This is a genomic window from Vibrio sp. V23_P3S9T160 (assembly GCF_963886625.1).
In the GTDB taxonomy this organism is placed as follows: Bacteria; Pseudomonadota; Gammaproteobacteria; order Enterobacterales; family Vibrionaceae; genus Vibrio; species Vibrio anguillarum.
Map to the genome: position 1 here is coordinate 17,214 of NZ_CAWPDB010000104.1, position 21,767 is coordinate 38,980.

Genomic DNA, 21,767 nt, shown 5'->3' on the forward strand with positions numbered 1-21,767 from the left:
GGCTGAGTAATTTGATGTTATTCACACCCTACCCACAGTTAATCAACCATCCTATTGAGACTAAATCCCGCTACAACAATAAAACAAACAATAGGGTGAGGCACCCAATGGATATAAAAAGTGCAATAATATTAATCACTTCAGCAAGTTCGATGCTTGGTAGCACGCTGGCCGTTCATTTCGCACATTTAGGTGCAAAAATTATTTTGTGTGACCAAGACAAATTTGGGTTAATGGAAACCTTTGCTCGTTGCAAAGCGATCTCTCAGGATGTTCATTATTACCACACACCAGATTACTCTTTAGAAACGATCCATCGGCTGTTCGATTTTATTGATCAAACCTATCATGGGGCACCGGATGTGCTGGTCAATAATTGGCCAAATGCATCCCTCCCCCCCTTGATAGGTGAACAACGAGCTGAAGTCTTTCTTCAGAAGCTCGCCATGATGGCCTCAACTTTATTCACTTTTGGTCAAGCCAGTGCTGAGCGAATGCGTATTAACAACAAACCAGGTGTGATTGTGAACGTCATTTCTCAAAATGATGAGTATGACCTAGCGGGAATTGAAAATGCGAATTCTATGGTTTCTGGTTTCACGCAGAGTTGGGCAAAAGAACTAACCCCTTTCAACATAAGGGTCGGAGGCGTAGTGCCTAGCGCAAAAGGTGATGTAGATGAGAAGCCCCATTGGGCTGAGCTGCAAGATGAATTGATCCGCAATACGGAATACATCGTCGCTAACGAATACTTTAGCGGACGTGTGATGTCGGCCTAGCTAGCAGTACAAGGCCGACCTACATGGGTATGATTAAAACCCTTCTTCCAGATAATCGTCGAGATACTCTTCTTCCGATTCATCGTACGTTTGGGTATCAATTTCTGCTTTAAAATCTTGGCGTTGTAAATAAACATCGCGAGTTAATGAATATGGATCTGGGGAGTTTTCCAACGTCACTTCTTGAGGAACGAGCCTTGCTCGGGTCTCCAATCCTTCCAGAGCCCATTTGCCTAGGCCAGCCCAGACATTGAGATAAGAAAGTGGTACATACAAGCCATCCACAACATCTGTGGTTTCTCGAATCGTGTAGGGCCCGTATCCAGGAATCATTAAATATGGACCATTACCAACACCATAATGACCTACCGCATCACTAAACGCTTTTTCATTGTGTTTGGTGATGCCCGCTTCTGACGCAATATCAATCATCCCAAACAGGCCTAAGGTGCTATTAATCCAAAAGCGGTTAAAGTGGTCAACGGCTTTCGTGCCATTACCCATCAGTATGTTGTTGATAATGCTTGAAGGTTCATCAAGGTTTGACAGAACATTGGCGATCGTTTTTCTAATTGGGTGTGGAATGTAATCCACGTAGGCAATCGCAACAGGGCGAACCAAGTATGGATCGATATAATCGTAGTTGATTGTCCACATTGATCGGTTAAAAACCTCAAAAGGATCGCCCGACTGCGTTTGATTTGATTCGGCTGACGTTGAATCCGGAGCGCTTGCACACCCTGATAATACGAAAAGGAACAGCATAGGGCATATCAGTCGGGATAGGCGGCTTATCATTATTTATTTCCATGTATAAAGGCCGATGAGACATCGGCCTATCAATACGTTAATTGTATATAAGTGCTATTAATACTGCTTATTGATCACAACTTCAACAGGTTGACCGAGGCTCATGGGAGCACTTTCACCAAACCAATCACCTTGTTTGGTTGAAACATTGCCATCCGTATCCAAGCGTACTCGAACAATAAGCTGTGCAAGGTCGGATAACTTCCGCCCCTGAACCATGCTATTGCTATCATCTAACACAACCTTAATAGGGAATTGAGTCAGTGGATAACGCGCTGCGGCAACAGGCATAGGTGCACCATCAGAACTGTGCACAGAGACTATGAGTACTGCATTTTGTTCAAGAGTCACACCATCACCGAGTGAGATGGTGACAGGAACCATTTTCCCATCGATAGCTTTAGGCTGCATTTTGCTTTGTGCTCTTTCAATACTGCGCGAAAGCATCTCATAACGGCTATCTTCAGGGCCAATCATCTGCTGCATTAATCGCCAATACTTCATCGCCGCTGGGTAATCCTGGCGTTCAAACGCATCAAACGCAAGTAGTGAAAACACGCGTAGATCAACATAATCTTGTTGTACTAATGCCGTTAAAATTTCACGTGCTTGATTTTGGTCAAGCTCATCTTGTGACAACATTAATGCTTGCGCATAGCCCAACTTCACATCTGCATCTTTTGGATCTAACGCATACGCTTTCTTCATTGAGCCAATCGATGTTTCTATATCTCTGTTAGCAAGTCCAATACGTCCAAGCAGCAACCACCCGGTCGCATCTTGAGGCTGATAATGCAGACGAGTGCGCAGCGCCAGTGTGAGATCATTCATCTCATCATCACTTAAGGCAGCACCTTCTGGTGACATCATTTTTTTTGAGAGTGCAGGTAAGTTAGCGTTCACTTGCTGCCACTGCTCTACTTGACTAGCCGCGCCAAATTTTAGGTAAAAGCCATAGCTTAAGATGACGACCAATAAAATCGAGGGGATCAAAACAACCATCGGTGACACATGTGAAGAATTTCCTTGCACCGATTGCGCAGGAATATCATCCAATAGCGACTGTTTCAGATCAGCAATCAGCTCTTGTTCGCTGTCAACCAACCCTTCTTGCGTCTCTTCGTGTAACTCTGCAAGGCGGTTTTTAAAGATCGCTTTGTTCAATTCGTCACGCAGCGCTGCATCGTTGTTCGCTCTGTTTTTGAGGATCGGCAGTGCAATGAAGACACAACCAAAGAAGGTCAGAATGAGGGTAGATAACCAAAAAAACGTCATTATTGTTTGTCTCCATGCTTCTCATCATCAACCGCGTCTTCGGCGAGCAACTGATTTAATCGCTCTTCCTTTTCGGCATCCCAAACTTCACCATTTTGAGCGGTTGATGCTTTACGACGTTTGCTGCGTAATACAATAAAACCAAAACCCAGAAACACCACACTCAAAGGACCTAGCCATAAGATAGAAGTCGCCAAAGTCAACGGTGGATTATAGGTCACAAAGTTGCCGTAACGTGCAATCATGTAGTCAACAATGTCTTGTTCAGACTTACCTTGCTTGGTCATTTCATAGACTTTATTACGTAAGTCCTGTGCTAATGCTGCATTTGAGTCGGCAATAGTATTGTTTTGACACTTTGGACAACGCAATGTATTGCTCAACTCTTTGAATTGCTGCTCTTGCTGTGGATTATCAAACTCGTACACTTCAATTGCAGATTGCACAGAAAATACCAAAGCAAAGCTAGCAATGATCGACAATATAAAACGCTTCATTACTTCGCTTCCTCTAGAAGTTTCTGATACATAGGTTGCAAAGTTGTTTGCCAATTGGTTGGATTAACATCCCCCACATGGCGGTAACGAATAACGCCGTTGGCATCAATGAGAAAGGTTTCCGGCGCACCGTAAACGCCGAGATCTAACCCTAACATACCATTACCATCGAACAGGCTGATCAAGTAAGGATTACCTAGCTCATTTAACCATTGAACCGCTTTATCTCTTTGATCTTTATAATTTAAGCCTATAATTTTTACACCATCACCCGCCAACCGATTGAGATATTGATGTTCGGCATAGCAGGTCGGGCACCAAGTTGCCCAGACGTTCAGCAGCAAAGGCTCGCCTTTAAATATCGCTTGGCCATACAGCTTGCCGGGTTCGGCTAAATCTTCCAAACGAAATTCAGGCACAGACTTACCAATCAGAACCGACTCCAATTTTGTGGGATCATCACCTTCGGTATTTTTGACCAACTGAGTAACAAACACGGCAACTAGACCAAGAAAAGCCACCAATGGAATAAATAGAATTTTCTTGTTCATCTACGCCTCCTGTTGGGAGCTTTTTCTAAAGCGGTAGCGTTTGTCACTGATGGCTAACGCACCACCTAATGACATCAATAAAGCACCAGCCCAGATCCAACGTACAAATGGTTTGTAATAAATTCGGATCGCCCATGAATGACCATCTTCTAATCGCTCACCCATTGCAATGTACAAATCGCGAGTGATGCCACGATCGATGGCCGCTTCAGTCATCATTGACTTGGCAGTACGATAAAAGCGTTTTTCCGCATGGAGTGTATTCACGTATTGCCCATCCTGCGTAATTTCAAAATCGGCAATATAACCATCATAGTTCGGGCCATCTTTACCTCTTAACCCTTTGAAATAAAAGTTATATTGTTGGATTTCAAAAGATTCCCCAGGTGCTAGACGAACATCACGCTCGATACTGTAGTTTTGCACCATCGCAATACCAATCACAGTAACGGCAAGACCAACATGGCCTAACATCATGGCCCAGTGGCTACGTTGTAGTTTAGTCACCCCTATCATAAAGCTATGACGATGTGTCGCACGTTGGTGCAACTCGACAACGTGTAGCAAGATGATCCAAAACGCCATGACCCAGCCGATAAATGCCATCAAGCTAAAGCGTTCAGCTAGCAGGTACACCATAACCGCCGAAAAAATCAACGCCATCAGGCCACAAATCAACATCGGTTTCAAAAGCTTGGAAAAATTATCGCGCTTCCAACGGATCAGTGGACCGATCCCTAGCAAAAATGCAAATGGCACCATTAGCCATGCAAACAGCATGTTGAAGAAAGGTGCTCCTATTGATACGGAACCAAGGCCAATCTGCTTGTGGATTAAAGGTAACAAGGTGCCAACCAATACCACCACCAATGCAGCGATTAATAAGATGTTGTTGGAGAGCAGCGCATTTTCACGCGAGATCAATTCAGCATTGCCACGGACGCGCACTGCCGCACCTTTAACGGCAAACAATAGCAGTGAGCCACCGATGACAAACACCAAAAACCCAAGGATAAACAGGCCACGAGCGGGATCGGATGCAAATGCGTGTACCGAAACCAAAATACCAGATCGCACTAAGAATGTGCCCAGTAAACTGAGCGAAAATGCTGAAATTGCCAGTAACACTGTCCAAGCTTTGAATGTGCCACGTTTTTCTGTCACAGCAAGTGAGTGCATCAATGCCGTTCCCGCAAGCCATGGCATAAACGACGCGTTTTCTACTGGATCCCAGAACCACCAGCCACCCCAGCCAAGTTCGTAGTAAGCCCACCACGAACCTAGCGCGATACCTAACGTCAAAAATAACCACGCCGCAGTTGTCCAAGGACGAGACCAACGGGCCCATGCAGTATCCAAACGCCCAGTCATCAAAGAGGCTATCGCAAATGAGAATGCGACTGAAAAACCAACATATCCCATGTATAACATGGGTGGGTGAATGATTAGCCCAGGATCTTGTAGCAGCGGGTTTAAGTCACGACCATCAATTGGGAAATAGGGTAAGGTGCGTAAAAATGGATTCGAAGTCACGATGACAAACAGCAAGAATCCAACGCTGATCAGCCCCATAACGGATAAGACTCGCGCCACAGATTCTTGAGGCATACCACGGCTAAAGGTAGCCACCGCCACAGTCCATCCCGCTTGAATTAAAACCCACAGCAATAATGAACCTTCATGCGCCCCCCACACCGCTGTTAGACGGTAATACCAGGGTAATTGACTATTCGAATTACTCGCCACGTATTGTACCGTGAAGTCATTGACATAAAATGCCCACAACAAAATGCTAAATGATACCAATAGCAATGAAAACATTCCCCATGCTAATGGCCGCGCAGTATTCATCAGCATGGTATTGTTTTTAGAAGCACCAACAAGTGGAAGTAAGCTGAGTAATATGGCAAGCCCAAGTGAAACAATAAGGGCAAAATGTCCTATTTCAACAATCATTGAGCACTTCCTTGTTTTTGTTCCGAGCTATAGGTTAACGGCTCATGCGTTTTCTTCATTGCTTCAGCAATTTCCGGTGGCATATAGTTTTCATCATGCTTGGCTAGCACTTCAAACGCTTCTACTGTGGTGGCATCTTTCAATACGCCTTGCGCAACAATACCCTGACCTTCTCTAAACAAGTCGGGTAAGATGCCTTCATATTCGACCGTCACATTTGGACCAACATCGTGGAGCTGAAATCTTACTTTTAGTGAACCCGGATCTCTTTTCACAGAGCCCACCACCACCATGCCGCCAATGCGTAGCCGTTGACCCACTTCTGGCTTTGTCCCATCGGGTTTACCGTGTACAAGCTCGGTCGGCGTATAGAAAAGGTCCATATTTTGATTGAGTGCATACAACATCAAACCAATGGTGGCACCAGCCCCAATAATCAATGCCAAAATAATGGTGAGTCTTTTTTTACGTCTTGGGGTCATAAGGTGTTCTCCATATGCTTTGCAGCATCAATTCTGGCTTGGCGTGCAACCTTTGCTTGCACATCTTGCAACAAGTTTTTGCCACGCTTGATGCTGAGCATCAGTAAAATAAACATGGATAAAAAGGTAATGCCAAATGCACTCCATACATAGGCGGAGTAACCGCCCATCGCCAAGAAATCACTCAAAGAGTCAAAATGCATGATCAGTTACCTTTCTGTGTTTGAAGGGTTGCCAATTCGATAACCCAAGGGCGATGGCTCTCTTTACTGATAATTTCATTGCGTAAGCGGATCATAGTGACCGCAGCAAAAAAGAAAGCAAAACCAAAAATATTGAGCAGCAGTGGCCACAACATGTCACTGGATATGGAAGGCTTTTCAAATTTAGTAATCGTGGCACCTTGGTGCAGGGTATTCCACCACTCAACGGAGAAATGAATGATAGGTAGATTGATCACACCAACGATGGCCAGCAGACCTGCGGCTTTTGCGGCTGTTTTTTGATCATCGAAAGCGTGGTAAAGCGCAATCACTCCCAAATAGAGAAACAGTAAAATGAGCTCAGACGTCAGACGAGCATCCCATACCCACCAAGTTCCCCACATCGGTTTACCCCAAATGGCTCCAGTAATTAACGCAATAAACGTAAATACCGCACCGATGGGCGCCATTGCAGCAGCGGCCATGTCTGACAGTTTTAATTGCCAAACTAGACCAATGAAAGCCGCAATCGCCATCGACATATAAATGCCCATTGACCAAATGGCGGAAGGGACATGAATGTAAATGATTCTGAAGCTGTCGCCTTGTTGATAGTCTGCCGGAGCATAAGCTAAACCAAGGATATTACCGACTACCAGACATAAGATAGCGAGCCCTGCAAACCAAGGCAGGAACTTTCCACATAGCCGATAGGCGGATTCAGGCTTTGCATAGGGATGGAGCCATTTCCACATTGTATTGTCTCACTCTTACTTCATTGCTTCTGAGCATGTGTCTGCTCAGTTTATTGTGTTGTTGATACGCAACGCTCAAATGCATTGCTGAAAATATCGTTCGTACTTAATTTAGTTAACGCTGACTCTCAATGCTGCGCTAATAGCAAATGGAGTTAATGTTATCGCGCCCATAAACATTGCCCCCAAAACAGCCAATTGACCGTTGTAGAGCATGCCAAGCGATGCTGCATCAATAGCTGATGTAGCGAAGATTAAAATCGGGATATACAAGGGTAAGACCAGTAGGCTCAGCAACACGCCACCTTTTTGCAAGCCGACGGTCAATGCAACACCAATAGCACCGATAAAACTCAACGTTGGCGTGCCAATGAACAAAGTCAATACAACTGCAAGCCACGTATTAAAATCTAATGACAATAATACGGCTAACAATGGGCTAATTAAAATTAAAGGCAGTCCAGTCAATAACCAATGAGCCACGACTTTTGAAATAACGACTATGGGTAATGGCACTGGGATCAGCATCATTTGTTCAAGCGACCCGTCTTGAAAATCATCGCGAAACAGACGCTCAAGTGATAGTAGCGCCGACAGTAACGCCGCAACCCAAACAATACCAGCAGCGATACGGGCGAGCAAAGCAGGCTCTGGGCCGATACTCAGCGGGAATAGGGTGATCACTATGATAAAAAACCACAGTGGATTAAAAATATCGGCTTGACGTCGAAAGGCGATCAATAATTCACGACGGATAATCATCCCCATGGTCACGATCATGACTCATGCCCCAATTTAATTTTTCGCAATTGCGGATAGTTAGCAAACATATCTTGGTGTGTGGTCAATACAACGATGCCACCTTGTTGCGCATGCGCTAGAAATAAGGCTTCCAACACTTTGACACCTTGCTTATCAATCGCAGTTAACGGTTCATCTAAAATCCACAACTTTTGTTGACTGAGCCACAAACGAGCCAGCGCAACTCGGCGCTGTTGTCCGGCAGAAAGCTGGCCTGCAGCCACGTCTTCTCGGCCAGCTAAACCTACTTTAGCCAAGGCTTGATATATCTCTTGAGAAGACGATTCTGCATTATGCACTGATTGATAAAAATGAAGATTCTCGAATGCCGTCAAATCGCGCTTAACCCCAGTTTGATGACCAAGAAACAGTAAATCTTGGTGGTAATCATCACGATTAGACTCAATATTCATGCCATTCCACAAAATAGAACCACCCTCTCTATCACCTAACCCGGTAATAATTCGTAGTAAGGTCGTTTTACCTGTGCCGTTCCGTCCTTCAATCTGCACCAGTTCGCCAGCATGAATCACAAAGCTAAGTGCTTCAAACAGAACTCTTTCATCACGAATTGCAGTCAGGTTATTTACTTCAAGCATGTGCATCTAAATCGAGAAATTTGAGCCGCTATATTAGCACACCACACCTAAGACAAAACATAATAAGACTATTACCAGTCACGAAACTAGGTAAGAAACTGTTAATTTTTAATTATTTTCTGTCTCATTTACTACTTTATGGCTACATTTAACCACATTCAAAACTAGAGAGGGAAGCCATTGGCTTCCCTCTCTAGTTTCGCTCTTTCGACTATTTTTTTGCAGGTCGCCTCGTACTTTGCACCGGCTCGCGACCTTCCGGGTGACTACTCAGTGGCGGGATGCTTTCATGCCCTGCAATTTTCTTCTGCAAGGACATCATCAACTCAGCTTCAGCTTTAGGTAGCTCACACTCTTTAATAAGCTCATTGATGTCAGCACCGAGTTGGACCATTTTTGTCGCTCGGCTGTATAAACGCCCATCCGTATCAACATGTTCCAATTCAGTAATTCGCTCGTTTAAATGCTGGATGAGATCCTGCTGATCCGTCACTTTTTGGCCAAGACCAATAGCAACTGAGCGTATTTCCAACAGCTGTCTATTCGCCTTTTGCAACTCCTTATCTAACGATCGGGCTTGTTGTCTTTGGTGATCAATCTGTTGGGCAAGTCCCTGACGTACACGAAGTAACACCAGCAACAAAAATACAACAACAAAAACCGCGCTCCCTATAAGAATAACAGGAGCACTGAACAACATAGCTTCGCTCATTATAGGTGGACCATCTCGTCCCACTCGTCTTCAGTTAGCAGTTTATTCAGGTCAACAAGGATCAATAGCTTACCGTCACGGTTGCTCACGCCTTGGATAAACTTAGCGCTCTCATCGGTACCAACACTTGGTGTAGTATCGATTTCAGAAGAACGTAGGTAAACTACTTCCGCAACGCTATCGACTAAAATACCAATCACTTGGCGCTCAGATTCAATCACAATAATGCGTGTATTATCCGTAATTTCACCTTGCATTAAGCCAAAACGAGATCGTGTATCAATGACGGTCACAACATTACCACGTAGGTTAATGATGCCAAGAACATAATCAGGAGCACCTGGTACCGGTGCAATTTCTGTATAGCGGAGTACTTCACGTACCTGCATTACATTAATTCCGTATGTTTCTTCTTCTAGTTGGAACGTCACCCACTGAAGCACTTCGTCGTTAGACTTGTCTTTTCTTACTTCTACTTCGTTAGTCTGAGACATACCTTTTCCTCTCTAAGTCGATTCCGACATCAATGTATTATTATTTCTCTAGTGCTTTTACATCAAGCCCTGCATTAAGCATAGCTATCAATGCTTCAACATGGATCAAAGCACACATTTTTTCTTTTACCATTCCAGCAAGCCACGGCCTTTTGCCTGCCTGTTCTCGCCAGCGGACCTTCTCTGAGCTTAGCAATTCTGTACCCATAAGCTGAGTACTTGCTAACCCCCACATACTGTCACCAAGCATGACGATGTATTGATAACCTTCTTTGTAGCTATCATCATGGAGCTTTTCTGCCATTACCCATTTTGCCGTATCGACAACATCTAGCTGATTATCTTTATTCGTTTGCAGTCCAAGGTACCAAGCAGGTCGACCGATTAAATGATTGAGCGTTGCCATACGGTGGATCCCCCCAAGTTCATCAAGAGGCACCGCAAACGTCACGCCATTCACTTCAAAATAGAGCACTTGAAAATCTAGTGTTCTCGCAGTGCTTTGCCATGTACCAATTCCAGAGTAGCCCGCTTGCGTTTCAAGTTCGACTTCAGCCGTCGGTTGCTCAACCACTTCCACGTCAACAGCAAATTCTTCAACAGTGTCTGCCGCAGTCAGAATTTCAACTTCAGGTTCTGTTTCCAAGGTATCGGCGGGAATATCCCATTCTTGGATCTCTTCAACAATTTCAGTCACTGGTTGAGTTTTTAAAGCGATCTGAACGGTGTTTTGCTCCATGATCTCTTCCAGCTCTAACTCTGCCACTGGATTACTTGATTCTAGCTGGCTTAATAAGCGCTGCACATCATCTAAATTCGGCAGCTCAAACTCAACCACTTCAGCATGGTAATAACTTTTTTCCGGTACAGATTGCACCGATGTCGAAAGCGCTAACTCAGGTTCAGCAAGGGACAATTCTTTTTGCTCTTCCGCTTTCAGCTCAAGTTCAATCGCTTCTTCATCTAGTAACGCTGTAAAGTAGTCATCGAGTGCTTGTTCACTGGATAAAAATGGCCCACTACTCATCAATAGCTAGCCTCTCTAAATAAATCAGCAACTGTTTATAAGCAAAAACACCACGGCTACCTTCAGCAAAATGAGAAGCAGGCAAGCGCTTTAAACTCGCATCACGAAACTTGGTGTCTATAGGTACAGCAGAGCTCCAAACTTGCTCTGGGTAATCTTTTTTAAGTTGATTCAGCGTTTGCAAAGAAGCCCGGGTTCGCTTGTCGTACATAGTCGGTACGATAGTCACTTTAAACGATCGACTACGAGATTTTTGCATGATGGCTAAGGTGCGAATCATCCTTTCGAGCCCTTTCATAGCCAGAAACTCAGTCTGCACTGGAATTAAGATACGATCGCTGGCGGCCAATGCATTAACCATCATTACCCCTAAGATTGGAGGACAGTCGATCAATACGTAGTCATAATTATGGCGCAATGCAAGAAGCGCACGTTTCAAAATCAGCCCCATTCCACTGCGGTTGCCCATGACTCTATCTAAAGTGGCTAGAGACATATGGGCAGGGATGAGATCAATGCCTTCAACATCGGTTTTTAGGATAAGAGGGGTAACGCTTTGCTCTGTTAACTCACGTTGCTGAAATAGGTCAAACAGGCTGACGGGCACGCCATCAGAATCATAACCTAAGTATGTAGTAAGCGAGGCGTGAGGGTCAGTATCGACCAACAGCACTCTTTTGCCTTGCTGACTTAGCAAACCGGCAAGCGTAATCGTTGTGGTTGTTTTACCCACACCGCCTTTTTGGTTTGCAATACTCCATACAATCATTGAACTTCCTTTATGCGAGGCCAACTTCAACTAACATTCGTTCTGATATACGCTCTAACGGTAAATCTTCAGACGAGATCCCCGCTTTTGCGACAGCTTGCGGCATACCATACACCACGCAACTTTCTTCATCCTGAGCCCAAATGGTTGCCCCTGCGGCTTGTAACATTCGAGCCCCTTCACGACCATCGGCTCCCATACCAGTCAATATCATTGACAGCACTTTATCTGCATAGATCTTCGCCGCAGAACCGAATGTTATATCAACACACGGCTTATAGTTCATACGTTCGCCACCATCGATAATGCGCAATTTAGCACTACCCGGACGGCCCTCAATCATCATCTGTTTACCACCCGGAGCCAAGTAAGCAACGCCTGGGCGCAATGCATCGCCATCTTCTGCTTCTTTCACTTCAATTTTACACAGTGAGTTGAGCCGGTTTGCAAATGCAGCAGTGAAGGTAGCTGGCATGTGTTGAATGAGTACGATCGGATGCGGATAATTCGCAGGTAACTTCGTCAATATTTTTTGTAACGCAACCGGGCCCCCTGTAGAGGTACCGATAGCGGTCAACTGATATTTTTTACCTGTAGCTTTAAAGCGAGCCAATGTGCCCATTGATTTCGGCGCAGGGGAACTCGCCGTTGTAGCCGCTGTTCTATTGGCAAACGGCGACGATGTGCTCGGCACTGGGCGTGAAACCAAAGGTCTTCTCAGCATCCCTTTTTTGGACGCGATTTGAATAACCCGTTGTTGTAATAAAGCGACAGCCTCATCACGGTTACGGGCAATATCTTCAAACTTTTTCGGTAAGAAATCTAACGCTCCAGCATCTAAAGCATCTAGCGTTGCTTTGGCACCATCATGAGTCAGCGATGAGAACATCAAGATTGGGATCGGGTTCGCAGCCATAATTTCACGGACAGCAGTAATGCCATCCATAACTGGCATCTCAATATCCATTGTGATGACATCAGGCTTTAAGATTCTCGCTTTTTCTACGGCTTCTTTACCGTTAGTTGCAACATCAATCACTTCTAGACGGGTGTCAGAGTTAATAATTTCACTCACACGCCGTCTAAAAAAGCTCGAATCATCAACGACTAATACTCTAATCGCCATGGGTGTCCTTATATTGTGTGCTCATTTAAATGCGGGAAGCAGCAGCATACTGCTTAAGCAAATCTGGCACATCTAGTATTAGTGCAATATGTCCATCGCTGGTAATCGTTGCCCCAGCCATACCCGGTGTTTTTTGAAGAAGCTTATCTAGTGGTTTGATTACCACTTCTTCTTGGCCAATTAAGGTATCAACCACAAAACCAACTCGCTGGCTACCAATCTGAACAATAACAACATGTCCATGACCTTTACGCAGTTCTATTTTACCCGCTTTAGGTGCTAGCCAATTCTGTAAGTAGAAGAGTGGTATCGATTTTTTACGTACTATGATGGTCAATTGTCCATCAACGACGTTCGTCCGGCTAAGATCAAGGTGGAAGATTTCATTCACGCTCGCAAGCGGTAGAGCAAATGGATGCCCTGCGACCCCAACCATCAATGTCGGTAAGATAGCGAGTGTTAGCGGCACTTTGATCGTAATCTTAGTCCCTTTGCCCATCTCAGAATCGATGTCAATTGAACCATTGAGTGTATTGATGGCCGTTTTTACAACATCCATCCCAACACCACGACCAGAAATGTCTGAAATTTGCTCTTTACTGGAGAATCCCGCCATAAAGATTAGGTTAAAACACTCTTTATTGGAGAGACGCGACGCCGCATCTTCATCCATCATGCCTCGTTTAACCGCAATACTACGCAGCTTATCTGGGTCCATACCGCCGCCATCATCGACGATAGCTAGCTCAATATGATCACCTTCTTGCGAAGCTGAGAGTATGATTTTACCCGTGCTTGGCTTTCCAGATTTGCTACGCACATCAGGCATTTCAATGCCGTGGTCAACTGAGTTGCGCACTAAGTGGATCAATGGGTCTGCAAGCGCTTCGACCAAGTTTTTATCAAGGTCTGTTTCTTCGCCGCGCATTTCAAGCACGATATCTTTTTTCAGGGTACGTGCAAGGTCTCGAACCACGCGAGGGAAGCGGCCGAACACTTTCTTAATCGGTTGCATGCGCGTTTTCATGACAGCGCCTTGCAAATCCGCGGTAACTACATCAAGGTTAGCCACCGCTTTTGCCATCTCTTCGTCGTTGCTATTAAGCCCTAAACTCAGCAAGCGGTTACGCACTAGCACCAATTCGCCAATCATGTTCATAATGATGTCGAGCGTTGATGTATCAACACGGACTGTTGTTTCCGGCTGAGTTTGCGCTTTTTTAGCCACAGCAGGTGCTGATACTTCTTTTTTCTCAGCCACTGCAACCGGAGCTTTCGCCGGGGAAGAGGTGGCTGGAGCCGTTACTTTAGGCTGAGGAGCAGGTGTAGGTTTCGCCGCTTCAGCTTTCGGTTTTGCGGTCTCTGTTGGTTTTACAGGCTCTGCTGGCTTCACATTTTCAGAAGCAGGTCTGGTTGCCATTTCCAACTCTTCTGGCAATGGCCCTTTTCCTGAGCCATGCAGCTCGTCAAGAAGCTTTTCAAACTCCTCGTCCGTCATCAAATCATCGCCACCACCAGCAGAAGCTTTAGGTGCCGCTGTTGATTTAGGCGGAGTAGTTGGTTTCGCTGTAACCTCAGGAGCGGGTTCAACGGTTGGAGCTTTGCCTACGCCGTGCAGTTCATCAAGCAGCTTTTCAAATTCGTCATCCGTAATGTCACCACTAGCAGCCACTGATGCACTTGGGGCTTTAGGCGCTGGGGCCGCCGGTGCGGCATTTTCAGAATGAGCATTAGGCGCGGTGCCCTTACCATGTAATTCGTCTAACAGTTTTTCAAATTCATCTTGCGTGATTTCATCGATAGAATTTGACGCGACAGCCTTTGAGACCACTGGTTGAATGACTTCCGGTTCAGGCGCTTCGATAGCGGCCTCTTCCTCGACTTCAACTTCAGCAATAACAGGCTCCACTTCGTCAATTTCATCTTCAGAAGCAGGACGACACAATTTATGAAGTTCATCGAGTAGAGCGGGATCTGCAGGCTCTAAGGGTTCTTGATCTTGAACAGCGCGAAACTGTGCGTTAACGGTGTCTAAAGCTCGTAACATCGTATCCATCAAGCTCGATGTTACACTTCTTTGGCCATTGCGTAAGATATCAAATACGTTCTCGGCACCGTGGCACGTCTCAACCAGCTCGGTGAGGGCAAGAAACCCGGCCCCACCTTTAACGGTATGGAAACCGCGGAAAATCGCATTTAATAACTCCCTGTCTTCGGGGTTGTTCTCAAGTTCAACCAATTGCTCTGAGAGCAATTCGAGAATTTCACCTGCTTCAACCAAAAAGTCCTGAAGAATGTCGTCGTCTAATTCGTAGCTCATACGTTACCCCTAAAAACCAAGACTCGATAACAAATCATCGACTTCGTCTTGAGATGAAACCGCATCGGCTCTTTCATGAGGGTTCAAAATAGGACCTTCAGGTTCGATAGATGGGTTCTTCTTGTCTGTTTTTTGTTCTATTTGGTTAGCCCCAAAGGCAGTGAGAATCTCAACTAGGCGTTTCTCAACTTCATTAACCAGCGTAATAACACGCCGAATTATTTGGCCAGTGAGATCTTGAAAGTCTTGAGCCATCAATATCTCAGTTAGCTGACCTCGCAATTCGCTGCTGTTGCCTTCAACTTGTGATAGTAGATCATCAATACGGTGACAAAGTGCTTTAAACTCAATGAGATCAATACGTCCATGCATCAACTCATTCCATTGTGGACGCACTTTTAACAGACCTTCGTGAAGGCTGTCAGCGATCGGCATACATCGATCCACTGCATCCATTGTTTTATTCGCAGCCACTTCCGTTTTATCAATTACGTATTGAAGACGATCCCTTGCATCTGGAATTTCGTCATTTGCAATCTCAGCCATCCGTTCATCAAGGTTGAACTGTTTGAGCGATTCATGCAGTTCCCTTGTCAAAGTGCCTATTTCTTGCAGCATTGGATTGCTTGCTTTGTCGTAGGTCTCTTTAAAGAGTTGATTCGCCTGATCTTGCTGTCCCTTTTCCAGTAGCTGAACGAGTTCTTTTGCTTGTTCTAATGAAATCATCGATTAGCCTTTTCGCGCATAAATGAATAGAGCACCTTTTGTCTGTGACCACACGCTTTATAAACGCTCGAAAATTTTATCCAGTTTTTCTTTAAGCGTAGCAGCAGTAAAAGGTTTTACGATATAACCATTCACACCTGCTTGAGCAGCCTCGATGATTTGTTCGCGTTTTGCTTCTGCGGTGATCATCAGAACAGGCAGATGCTTAAGTTCTGCGTCTGCTCGGATATTTTTCAACAAATCGATGCCTTGCATGCCCGGCATATTCCAGTCTGTAACCACAAACTCAAAATCACCTTTCTTTAGCATAGGCAACGCTGTCAGGCCATCATCTGCTTCTTGGGTATTATTGAAGCCCAAATCACGAAGTAGATTCTTAACAATACGGCGCATTGTTGAAAAGTCGTCAACAATAAGGATCTTCATGTTTTTATTCAAAATTGCCTCCACTGAGCTCGAAATCAGTGATATTAGTCATTTTGCGTCCAAGAACTTAACTTTGTTCTTAGTCGCTGCATAGATTGGCTTAGTATCTGGCTAACGCGGGATTCGCTAACACCTAGAACTTCACCAATTTCTTTTAAGTTTAGCTCTTCATCATAATAGAGCGAAAGTACCAAAGCTTCACGTTCTGGAAGTGATTTTATTGATTCAACCAATGCTTTACGAAACGATTCATCGGCGACTCCCTTAAATGGCGAGTTGTCTTCATCGTCATCCAGAGGAGAAATTGCATCATCAGAAATACCTAAATCTTCGATTCCGACAATCCGTGAGCAATTAATGTCAGTTAATACAGTATGGTACTGATCCAGCGACATGCCTAAATACTTCGCAACTTCTGTATCAGTTGGGTTTCGGTTTAGCTCACCTTCTAGAACTGAAATTGCATGGGTTATCTCTCGGTTGTGTTTATGAACCGAGCGTGGAACCCAATCACCACGCCGAATATCGTCGAGCATAGCTCCACGAATTCGAATTCCTGCGTAGGTTTCAAAGCTTGCACCTTTACTCCCATCATAATTTTTTTGTGCTTCAAGTAGGCCTATCATACCGGCTTGTATTAGATCTTCGACCAATACGTTTGGTGGCAGGCGACCTGCTAAATGGTGTGCAATACGCTTAACCAATACAGAGTATTTTTCTAAAAATGCTTGTTGGCTCTTTAGGTTTCCGTGTTGGTCATAAGTAAGCGCTTTATTCACCGAATGGTTCCCCTACACTTTCTGTTCTATTTAGCAAACGCTCGACAAAAAATTCCAGATGGCCTGTCGGCGTTCTTGGAATTGGCCACGTTAACGCTTTACTTGCCAACGAGCTGATTGCCAGTGCCGCAGGTGACCGTGGAAACGCATCGACCACTATTTTTTGTTTTTTTACTGCTTGTCGCACTTTATCATCCAAAGGTATGCAAGCAACAAGTTCAAGGCTCACATTTAGGAATCTTTCTGTCACTAAAGTTAATTTAGCAAATAATTCCCGTCCTTCACGATAACTTCTCACCATATTGGCCACAATTTTAAAACGTTGCACTTGGTGTTCACGACTTAAGAGCTTGATCAGCGCGTAAGCGTCGGTGATGGATGTCGGTTCGTCACATACTACGATCACTACATCTTGTGCGGCGCGACAGAAGCTCACGACCATATCAGAAATACCTGCGGCTGTATCGATGAGCAGAATATCCATCTCATCTTCTAAACTGCCAAAGGCGCGTATTAAACCAACATGTTGGGCGTGTGACAACTCTGTCATCGACTGTGTGCCCGAGGTCGCTGGAATTATTCGTATCCCAAAGGGCCCCTCGACGATGGCATCTTTGAGTTCACACTCGCCAGCCAGTACATGCCCTAAGTTTCGCTTCGGGCGTATGCCAAGCATCACATCCACGTTAGCTAAACCTAAGTCTGCATCCAACACCATGACTTTTTTGCCTTGACGAGCCATGCAGATCGCCATGCCGAGTGTCACGTGAGATTTACCCACACCACCTTTACCACCAGTCACAGATATGACTTTGGTCAGTGACGGTTGAGTTAAGCGGCGTAAACCGCTCGCTTGGTCATATATCATATTATTCGCCATATTTGTCCGCCGCCTAGAATCTCTCGGAGTCGCTGCTCCAATAGTGAGGTTCATTCTCTGTCGACTTCTCTAGCAATTCGTTTGCCTTTGCAACCATGTACTTCGGCTGGGCAATCACAATATCTTCTGGTACACGCTGGCCATTCGCGATGTAAGCAACGGGCAGTGCGTTTTGAACCACGACACTCACAAATTCCCCTAAGCTCAATGACTCATCAAGCTTAGTCATAATGCACCCTGAAAGAGGGATCCTTCTAAAGTGCTCGATTGTTTCTTGTAATACTTTTCTTTGTGCCGTTGCAGGCAGAACAAGGTAACTGTGGATGATTTCGCCACTCTCTTGCATCAGGGTATCGAGCTGCTCTGATAACCGAACATCACGCTGCCCCATCCCCGCGGTATCAACTAAAATTAAACGCCGATTTCTTAGCTGATATATTACATCGGCTAACTCACTGGAATCTTTAGCAACTCTTACTGGACAACCCATGATTCGGCCATAAATAGAGAGCTGTTCATGAGCACCAATACGGTAGGTATCTGTGGTGACTAGAGCGACGTTATCAGCGCCATACTCCATAGCGGCGCGAGCGGCTAGTTTAGCAATGGTGGTGGTTTTACCAACCCCTGTTGGGCCTAATAGCGCAACCACACCACCACGTTTCAGAATATCTTGTTTGGAAACAGGGACTTGATCAGCCACTAAGCCAAGCAGTGCCTTCCAAGCTTTAGTTGGAGCAGTATCTTCTGGGATATAGCACGCAAGCTGGTCAGCCAGTTCTTGTGAAACCCCCATGCGCTCAAGTCTTTTAATGAGCATGGCACGCAAAGGCTCTCGACGCTCAACTTCTTGCCACATTAATCCTGAAACTTGATGTTCTAACAGGCGGCGTATTGAGGTCATCTCTTCACGCATGTTTTCCAGCTCTGGGTTCGAAACACTCGCCTCTTGCGTTGGGTAACGATCATAACGCGACGGATCTAGCTTCGGCGTTTGACGGGTGGACGCTCTTCTATCCTCTGCAATTAACTTCGCTAATGGCGAATCGGCTCGTAACTCTGCACTACCGTGTCCTGAGTTGGTGTTAGATGAACCTGATTGACGTTGCAATAATGCAGAGAGCGAATCTTCATTTTCGGCGTGATAGTCCGAATCTGAGCCACTTGGTGCGCTGTACTGCTTTAACATATTTGCGAAACGTTTGGTCATTGAACGCCCAGTGTCTGCGCTGTTTTGCAGGCTGACTCGATCATCATCCAACTCACGAGAGGATTTGTTCAAAGACGGGGTGACTTGGGTGTAACCTTGTTGTCTAGGCTGCGAATTATAGCGCTTGGCACTGTTTTGCTGGGTGGGCTGTTCACCATCCACAGCGGCAACGATTTCCACACCACCCGCGACTTTTTTATTCGACATGATCACCGCTTCCGCACCAAGCTCTTCTTTCACTTGCAGCAGCGCTGTTCGCATATCTTTGGCAAAAAATCGTTTTATTTTCAAAGCAGATATCCGTGTTTAAATGGCTAAAGCCCGATTAGGTAACAGCAGTTTCGTTAGTTACCAACGGCTTGAACAATCCGAATTTGTTTCTCGTCAGGTATTTCTTGATAAGAGAGCACACGCAAATTAGGTATCGTGTTTTTCACAAACTTCGCTAAAGTTGAACGAAGTACACCAGACGTGAGTAACACGGCGGGCTCACCTTTCAATTCTTGTTCTTGCGTTGCATGGCTCAGTGCAGCTTGTAGACGCTCTGCTAAGCCTGGCTCAATACCTGCCGATTCTCCTCCTGACGCCTGCATGGTTTGATGCAATATTTGTTCCAGCTCAGGAATCAGTGTTATCACTGGTAGTTCAGGTTCTATACCATTGATTTCTTGGACGATTAAACGCTTCAATGAGATTCGAACGGCCGCCGTTAGGATGTCAGGTTCTTGACTTCGCCCAGAATACTCCGCCAAGGTTTGTATTATGGTTCGAATATCTCGGATTGGAATCGCTTCATTGAGTAGGTTTTGCAGTACCTTGACGACTGTACCCAACGGCAGTTGATCTGGAACGAAGTTTTCAACTAGCCTTGGCGCTGAGCGACCCAGCATTTCAATTAAGTTTTGCACCTCTTCATGACCAATCAGTTGCGAGGCGTTATTAGTGAGAAGCTGACTCAAATGAGTGGCGAGTACGGTCGATGAGTCTACGACTGTGTAACCCAGAGCTTGTGCGTGTTCACGTTGTTCTTCACGGATCCAAACCGCTTCAAGGCCGAATGCAGGGTCGAGTGTGCGTTCACCGTCAATAACACCATAGACTTGACCAGGGTTAATCGCCAGTTCTTGATCTGGGCGGATCTCTGCTTCACCAACAGCAACCCCCATTAAGGTAATGCGATAACTATTGGGTGTTAATTCTAAATTGTCGCGAATATGTACTGCGGGGATGAGAAAGCCAAAGTCTTGCGACAGTTTTTTCCGAACACCCTTTACGCGTTCGAGCAGCTCTCCACCTTGATCTCGGTCCACCAGCGGTATCAATCGATAGCCCACTTCTAAGCCAATCACATCAACGGGTTGAACATCATCCCAAGAGAGCTCTTTTTGAGTGGGTGCTTCGTTGTCCACTTTTGCAGGCAGTTTCTTTTCATCGGCGGTTTTTTTCTGCTTGCGTATCATCCAATACGCGCAACCACCCGCTAACGCGGCTAGCAGTAAAAAAGCAAAGTGAGGCATACCCGGTACAATGCCCATGATGCCGAGAATACAAGCGGTAATCATCAATGCTTTAGGGTTGTCAAACAGTTGGAAGACGACTTGCTCTCCCATATCTTCATCGGTATTTTGACGGGTAACCATCATGGCAGCACCAATCGAAAGCAGTAATGAGGGGATCTGAGCCACTAAGCCGTCACCAATGGTCAGCAGTGTGTAGATTTGGATCGCTTCTTTAAAACCCAACCCATATTGCGCCATACCAATCGATAAGCCGCCAATAATGTTGATGAACAAAATTAAGATCCCGGCAATCGCATCCCCTTTAACAAATTTTGACGCACCGTCCATTGAACCGTAGAAATCCGCTTCTTTGGTTACTTCGAAACGTCGTAGCCGCGCTTGGTCTTGATCGATTAAACCCGCATTTAAGTCCGCATCTATAGCCATTTGCTTACCCGGCAAGGCATCTAGGGTAAAGCGAGCACTCACCTCAGAAATACGTCCCGCACCTTTGGTTACTACCATGAAGTTGATGATCATCAAGATCAAAAACACCACTAAACCAACGGCGTAGTTACCACCGATCACCACACTACCAAACGCTTCAATGACGTTACCAGCCGCCCCAGGGCCTTCATGACCATACAATAAAACCACACGGGTTGAAGCGACGTTCAAGGCTAGTCGAAGTAAGGTTGCAATAAGCAAAACCGTAGGAAAAGCAGCAAAATCAAGCGGTCTACGGGTATAGACAGTGACGAGTAACACCACCATCGATAAGGCAATGTTAAAAGTGAAAAACAGATCCAATAGGAAGGCTGGGATCGGTAAAACGACCATAGCCAACGTGGCCAATACCATAACCGGCGCACCGATTGCTGGCATACTTCGCTGCGGTATTGATGGCAATTTATCTGCAAATGGGAGAGTAAATTTCATAGGTTAGCAAGCAATCTGTTGATAAATATCTATAAATGCGACAATGCGTTAACTCGGCGATGCAATTTTTAGTCCAGTAAAACAGTCAAAATAATGGCTACATTGGTAAAGGCAATAACCCTTCACTTAACGTAGCCTAGTTATTCAAATTA

23 protein-coding genes are annotated in these 21,767 nt (G+C 45.3%); 1 reads left to right on the forward strand and 22 read right to left on the reverse strand.

The window, feature by feature from the left end; translation table 11 throughout:
- Positions 1-152: 152 nt before the first annotated feature.
- Positions 153-779: an SDR family oxidoreductase gene (locus AACU59_RS05315; protein WP_370685854.1), complete on the forward strand. Its 627-nt coding sequence runs from the start codon at positions 153-155 to the stop codon at positions 777-779.
- A gap of 33 nt (positions 780-812) precedes the next feature.
- Here AACU59_RS05315 and AACU59_RS05320 read toward each other — a convergent pair whose 3' ends face one another.
- From AACU59_RS05320 to flhA, 22 genes are all read right to left on the reverse strand, one after another.
- The gene (locus AACU59_RS05320; protein WP_094145357.1) at positions 813-1,577 is read right to left on the reverse strand and encodes an MlaA family lipoprotein; all 765 of its coding nucleotides are present in this window, start codon (positions 1,575-1,577) and stop codon (positions 813-815) included.
- A 69-nt stretch (positions 1,578-1,646) separates the two neighbouring features.
- Positions 1,647-2,864, reverse strand: coding sequence for a c-type cytochrome biogenesis protein CcmI (ccmI, locus tag AACU59_RS05325; RefSeq protein WP_013856382.1), 1,218 nt, complete (start codon positions 2,862-2,864; stop codon positions 1,647-1,649).
- Positions 2,864-3,361, reverse strand: coding sequence for a cytochrome c-type biogenesis protein (locus AACU59_RS05330; RefSeq protein WP_017042542.1), 498 nt, complete (start codon positions 3,359-3,361; stop codon positions 2,864-2,866). Before AACU59_RS05330 ends, ccmI begins: the two co-directional genes overlap by 1 nt.
- Positions 3,361-3,912, reverse strand: a complete 552-nt coding sequence (locus AACU59_RS05335; RefSeq protein WP_161437791.1) for a DsbE family thiol:disulfide interchange protein — start codon at positions 3,910-3,912, stop codon at positions 3,361-3,363. Before AACU59_RS05335 ends, AACU59_RS05330 begins: the two co-directional genes overlap by 1 nt.
- Entirely contained in the window at positions 3,913-5,868 is a 1,956-nt protein-coding gene (locus AACU59_RS05340; RefSeq protein ID WP_094145199.1) for a heme lyase CcmF/NrfE family subunit, read from the reverse strand.
- Complete coding sequence (ccmE, locus tag AACU59_RS05345) at positions 5,865-6,350, reverse strand: cytochrome c maturation protein CcmE (protein WP_013856378.1); 486 nt, start codon at positions 6,348-6,350, stop codon at positions 5,865-5,867. Before ccmE ends, AACU59_RS05340 begins: the two co-directional genes overlap by 4 nt.
- A complete protein-coding gene (gene ccmD / locus AACU59_RS05350) occupies positions 6,347-6,553 on the reverse strand; it encodes a heme exporter protein CcmD (protein ID WP_094145200.1) in 207 nt (68 codons plus the stop codon). Before ccmD ends, ccmE begins: the two co-directional genes overlap by 4 nt.
- A gap of 2 nt (positions 6,554-6,555) precedes the next feature.
- Positions 6,556-7,308 carry a heme ABC transporter permease gene (locus AACU59_RS05355; protein WP_013856376.1) on the reverse strand — a complete coding sequence of 251 codons (753 nt, stop codon included), beginning with the start codon at positions 7,306-7,308 and terminating at the stop codon, positions 6,556-6,558.
- A gap of 111 nt (positions 7,309-7,419) precedes the next feature.
- Positions 7,420-8,088: a heme exporter protein CcmB gene (gene ccmB, locus AACU59_RS05360; protein ID WP_013856375.1), complete on the reverse strand. Its 669-nt coding sequence runs from the start codon at positions 8,086-8,088 to the stop codon at positions 7,420-7,422.
- Positions 8,085-8,708 (reverse strand): cytochrome c biogenesis heme-transporting ATPase CcmA, encoded by a 624-nt coding sequence (ccmA, locus tag AACU59_RS05365; protein ID WP_094145201.1) that lies wholly within the window; start codon positions 8,706-8,708, stop codon positions 8,085-8,087. Before ccmA ends, ccmB begins: the two co-directional genes overlap by 4 nt.
- A gap of 211 nt (positions 8,709-8,919) precedes the next feature.
- Positions 8,920-9,420: a DUF2802 domain-containing protein gene (locus AACU59_RS05370; RefSeq protein WP_202598892.1), complete on the reverse strand. Its 501-nt coding sequence runs from the start codon at positions 9,418-9,420 to the stop codon at positions 8,920-8,922.
- Positions 9,420-9,914 (reverse strand): chemotaxis protein CheW, encoded by a 495-nt coding sequence (locus AACU59_RS05375; protein WP_013856372.1) that lies wholly within the window; start codon positions 9,912-9,914, stop codon positions 9,420-9,422. The genes AACU59_RS05370 and AACU59_RS05375 overlap by 1 nt, the downstream gene beginning before the upstream one ends.
- Positions 9,915-9,954: 40 nt before the next feature.
- On the reverse strand, positions 9,955-10,944 hold the full coding sequence (locus AACU59_RS05380; protein ID WP_094128997.1) for a chemotaxis protein CheW: 990 nt from the start codon (positions 10,942-10,944) through the stop codon (positions 9,955-9,957).
- Positions 10,934-11,710 (reverse strand): ParA family protein, encoded by a 777-nt coding sequence (locus AACU59_RS05385; RefSeq protein WP_026027244.1) that lies wholly within the window; start codon positions 11,708-11,710, stop codon positions 10,934-10,936. Before AACU59_RS05385 ends, AACU59_RS05380 begins: the two co-directional genes overlap by 11 nt.
- A 10-nt stretch (positions 11,711-11,720) precedes the next feature.
- Positions 11,721-12,836, reverse strand: a complete 1,116-nt coding sequence (locus AACU59_RS05390) for a protein-glutamate methylesterase/protein-glutamine glutaminase (protein WP_017045237.1) — start codon at positions 12,834-12,836, stop codon at positions 11,721-11,723.
- Positions 12,837-12,861: 25 nt separating this feature from the next.
- Positions 12,862-15,156 (reverse strand): chemotaxis protein CheA, encoded by a 2,295-nt coding sequence (locus AACU59_RS05395; protein ID WP_094145202.1) that lies wholly within the window; start codon positions 15,154-15,156, stop codon positions 12,862-12,864.
- 9 nt (positions 15,157-15,165) lie between these two features.
- The gene (locus tag AACU59_RS05400; RefSeq protein WP_094145203.1) at positions 15,166-15,882 is read right to left on the reverse strand and encodes a protein phosphatase CheZ; all 717 of its coding nucleotides are present in this window, start codon (positions 15,880-15,882) and stop codon (positions 15,166-15,168) included.
- 57 nt (positions 15,883-15,939) lie between these two features.
- Entirely contained in the window at positions 15,940-16,308 is a 369-nt protein-coding gene (gene cheY, locus AACU59_RS05405) for a chemotaxis response regulator CheY (protein ID WP_033197405.1), read from the reverse strand.
- A 44-nt stretch (positions 16,309-16,352) separates the two neighbouring features.
- The gene (locus AACU59_RS05410) at positions 16,353-17,087 is read right to left on the reverse strand and encodes an RNA polymerase sigma factor FliA (protein WP_010318887.1); all 735 of its coding nucleotides are present in this window, start codon (positions 17,085-17,087) and stop codon (positions 16,353-16,355) included.
- A complete protein-coding gene (locus AACU59_RS05415) occupies positions 17,080-17,967 on the reverse strand; it encodes a MinD/ParA family protein (RefSeq protein WP_010318888.1) in 888 nt (295 codons plus the stop codon). The genes AACU59_RS05410 and AACU59_RS05415 overlap by 8 nt, the downstream gene beginning before the upstream one ends.
- Positions 17,968-17,980: 13 nt before the next feature.
- A complete protein-coding gene (gene flhF / locus AACU59_RS05420; RefSeq protein ID WP_088732741.1) occupies positions 17,981-19,468 on the reverse strand; it encodes a flagellar biosynthesis protein FlhF in 1,488 nt (495 codons plus the stop codon).
- A 53-nt stretch (positions 19,469-19,521) separates the two neighbouring features.
- A complete protein-coding gene (gene flhA, locus AACU59_RS05425; protein ID WP_013856364.1) occupies positions 19,522-21,615 on the reverse strand; it encodes a flagellar biosynthesis protein FlhA in 2,094 nt (697 codons plus the stop codon).
- Positions 21,616-21,767 lie beyond the last annotated feature (152 nt).

Bases quoted from the DNA above. Each gene is read 5' to 3' on its own strand.
- ccmI (WP_013856382.1), bottom strand. From the start codon at position 2,864: ATGACGTTTTTTTGGTTATCTACCCTCATTCTGACCTTCTTTGGTTGT.
- AACU59_RS05320 (WP_094145357.1), bottom strand. From the start codon at position 1,577: ATGATAAGCCGCCTATCCCGACTGATATGCCCTATGCTGTTCCTTTTC.
- cheY (WP_033197405.1), bottom strand. From the start codon at position 16,308: ATGAAGATCCTTATTGTTGACGACTTTTCAACAATGCGCCGTATTGTT.
- AACU59_RS05395 (WP_094145202.1), bottom strand. From the start codon at position 15,156: ATGAGCTACGAATTAGACGACGACATTCTTCAGGACTTTTTGGTTGAA.
- AACU59_RS05385 (WP_026027244.1), bottom strand. From the start codon at position 11,710: ATGATTGTATGGAGTATTGCAAACCAAAAAGGCGGTGTGGGTAAAACA.
- AACU59_RS05375 (WP_013856372.1), bottom strand. From the start codon at position 9,914: ATGTCTCAGACTAACGAAGTAGAAGTAAGAAAAGACAAGTCTAACGAC.
- AACU59_RS05330 (WP_017042542.1), bottom strand. From the start codon at position 3,361: ATGAAGCGTTTTATATTGTCGATCATTGCTAGCTTTGCTTTGGTATTT.
- ccmD (WP_094145200.1), bottom strand. From the start codon at position 6,553: ATGCATTTTGACTCTTTGAGTGATTTCTTGGCGATGGGCGGTTACTCC.
- flhA (WP_013856364.1), bottom strand. From the start codon at position 21,615: ATGAAATTTACTCTCCCATTTGCAGATAAATTGCCATCAATACCGCAG.
- AACU59_RS05355 (WP_013856376.1), bottom strand. From the start codon at position 7,308: ATGTGGAAATGGCTCCATCCCTATGCAAAGCCTGAATCCGCCTATCGG.
- AACU59_RS05400 (WP_094145203.1), bottom strand. From the start codon at position 15,882: ATGATTTCATTAGAACAAGCAAAAGAACTCGTTCAGCTACTGGAAAAG.
- ccmB (WP_013856375.1), bottom strand. From the start codon at position 8,088: ATGATCGTGACCATGGGGATGATTATCCGTCGTGAATTATTGATCGCC.
- AACU59_RS05390 (WP_017045237.1), bottom strand. From the start codon at position 12,836: ATGGCGATTAGAGTATTAGTCGTTGATGATTCGAGCTTTTTTAGACGG.
- AACU59_RS05340 (WP_094145199.1), bottom strand. From the start codon at position 5,868: ATGATTGTTGAAATAGGACATTTTGCCCTTATTGTTTCACTTGGGCTT.
- AACU59_RS05335 (WP_161437791.1), bottom strand. From the start codon at position 3,912: ATGAACAAGAAAATTCTATTTATTCCATTGGTGGCTTTTCTTGGTCTA.
- AACU59_RS05370 (WP_202598892.1), bottom strand. From the start codon at position 9,420: ATGAGCGAAGCTATGTTGTTCAGTGCTCCTGTTATTCTTATAGGGAGC.
- ccmA (WP_094145201.1), bottom strand. From the start codon at position 8,708: ATGCTTGAAGTAAATAACCTGACTGCAATTCGTGATGAAAGAGTTCTG.
- AACU59_RS05415 (WP_010318888.1), bottom strand. From the start codon at position 17,967: ATGGCGAATAATATGATATATGACCAAGCGAGCGGTTTACGCCGCTTA.
- ccmE (WP_013856378.1), bottom strand. From the start codon at position 6,350: ATGACCCCAAGACGTAAAAAAAGACTCACCATTATTTTGGCATTGATT.
- AACU59_RS05315 (WP_370685854.1), top strand. From the start codon at position 153: ATGCTTGGTAGCACGCTGGCCGTTCATTTCGCACATTTAGGTGCAAAA.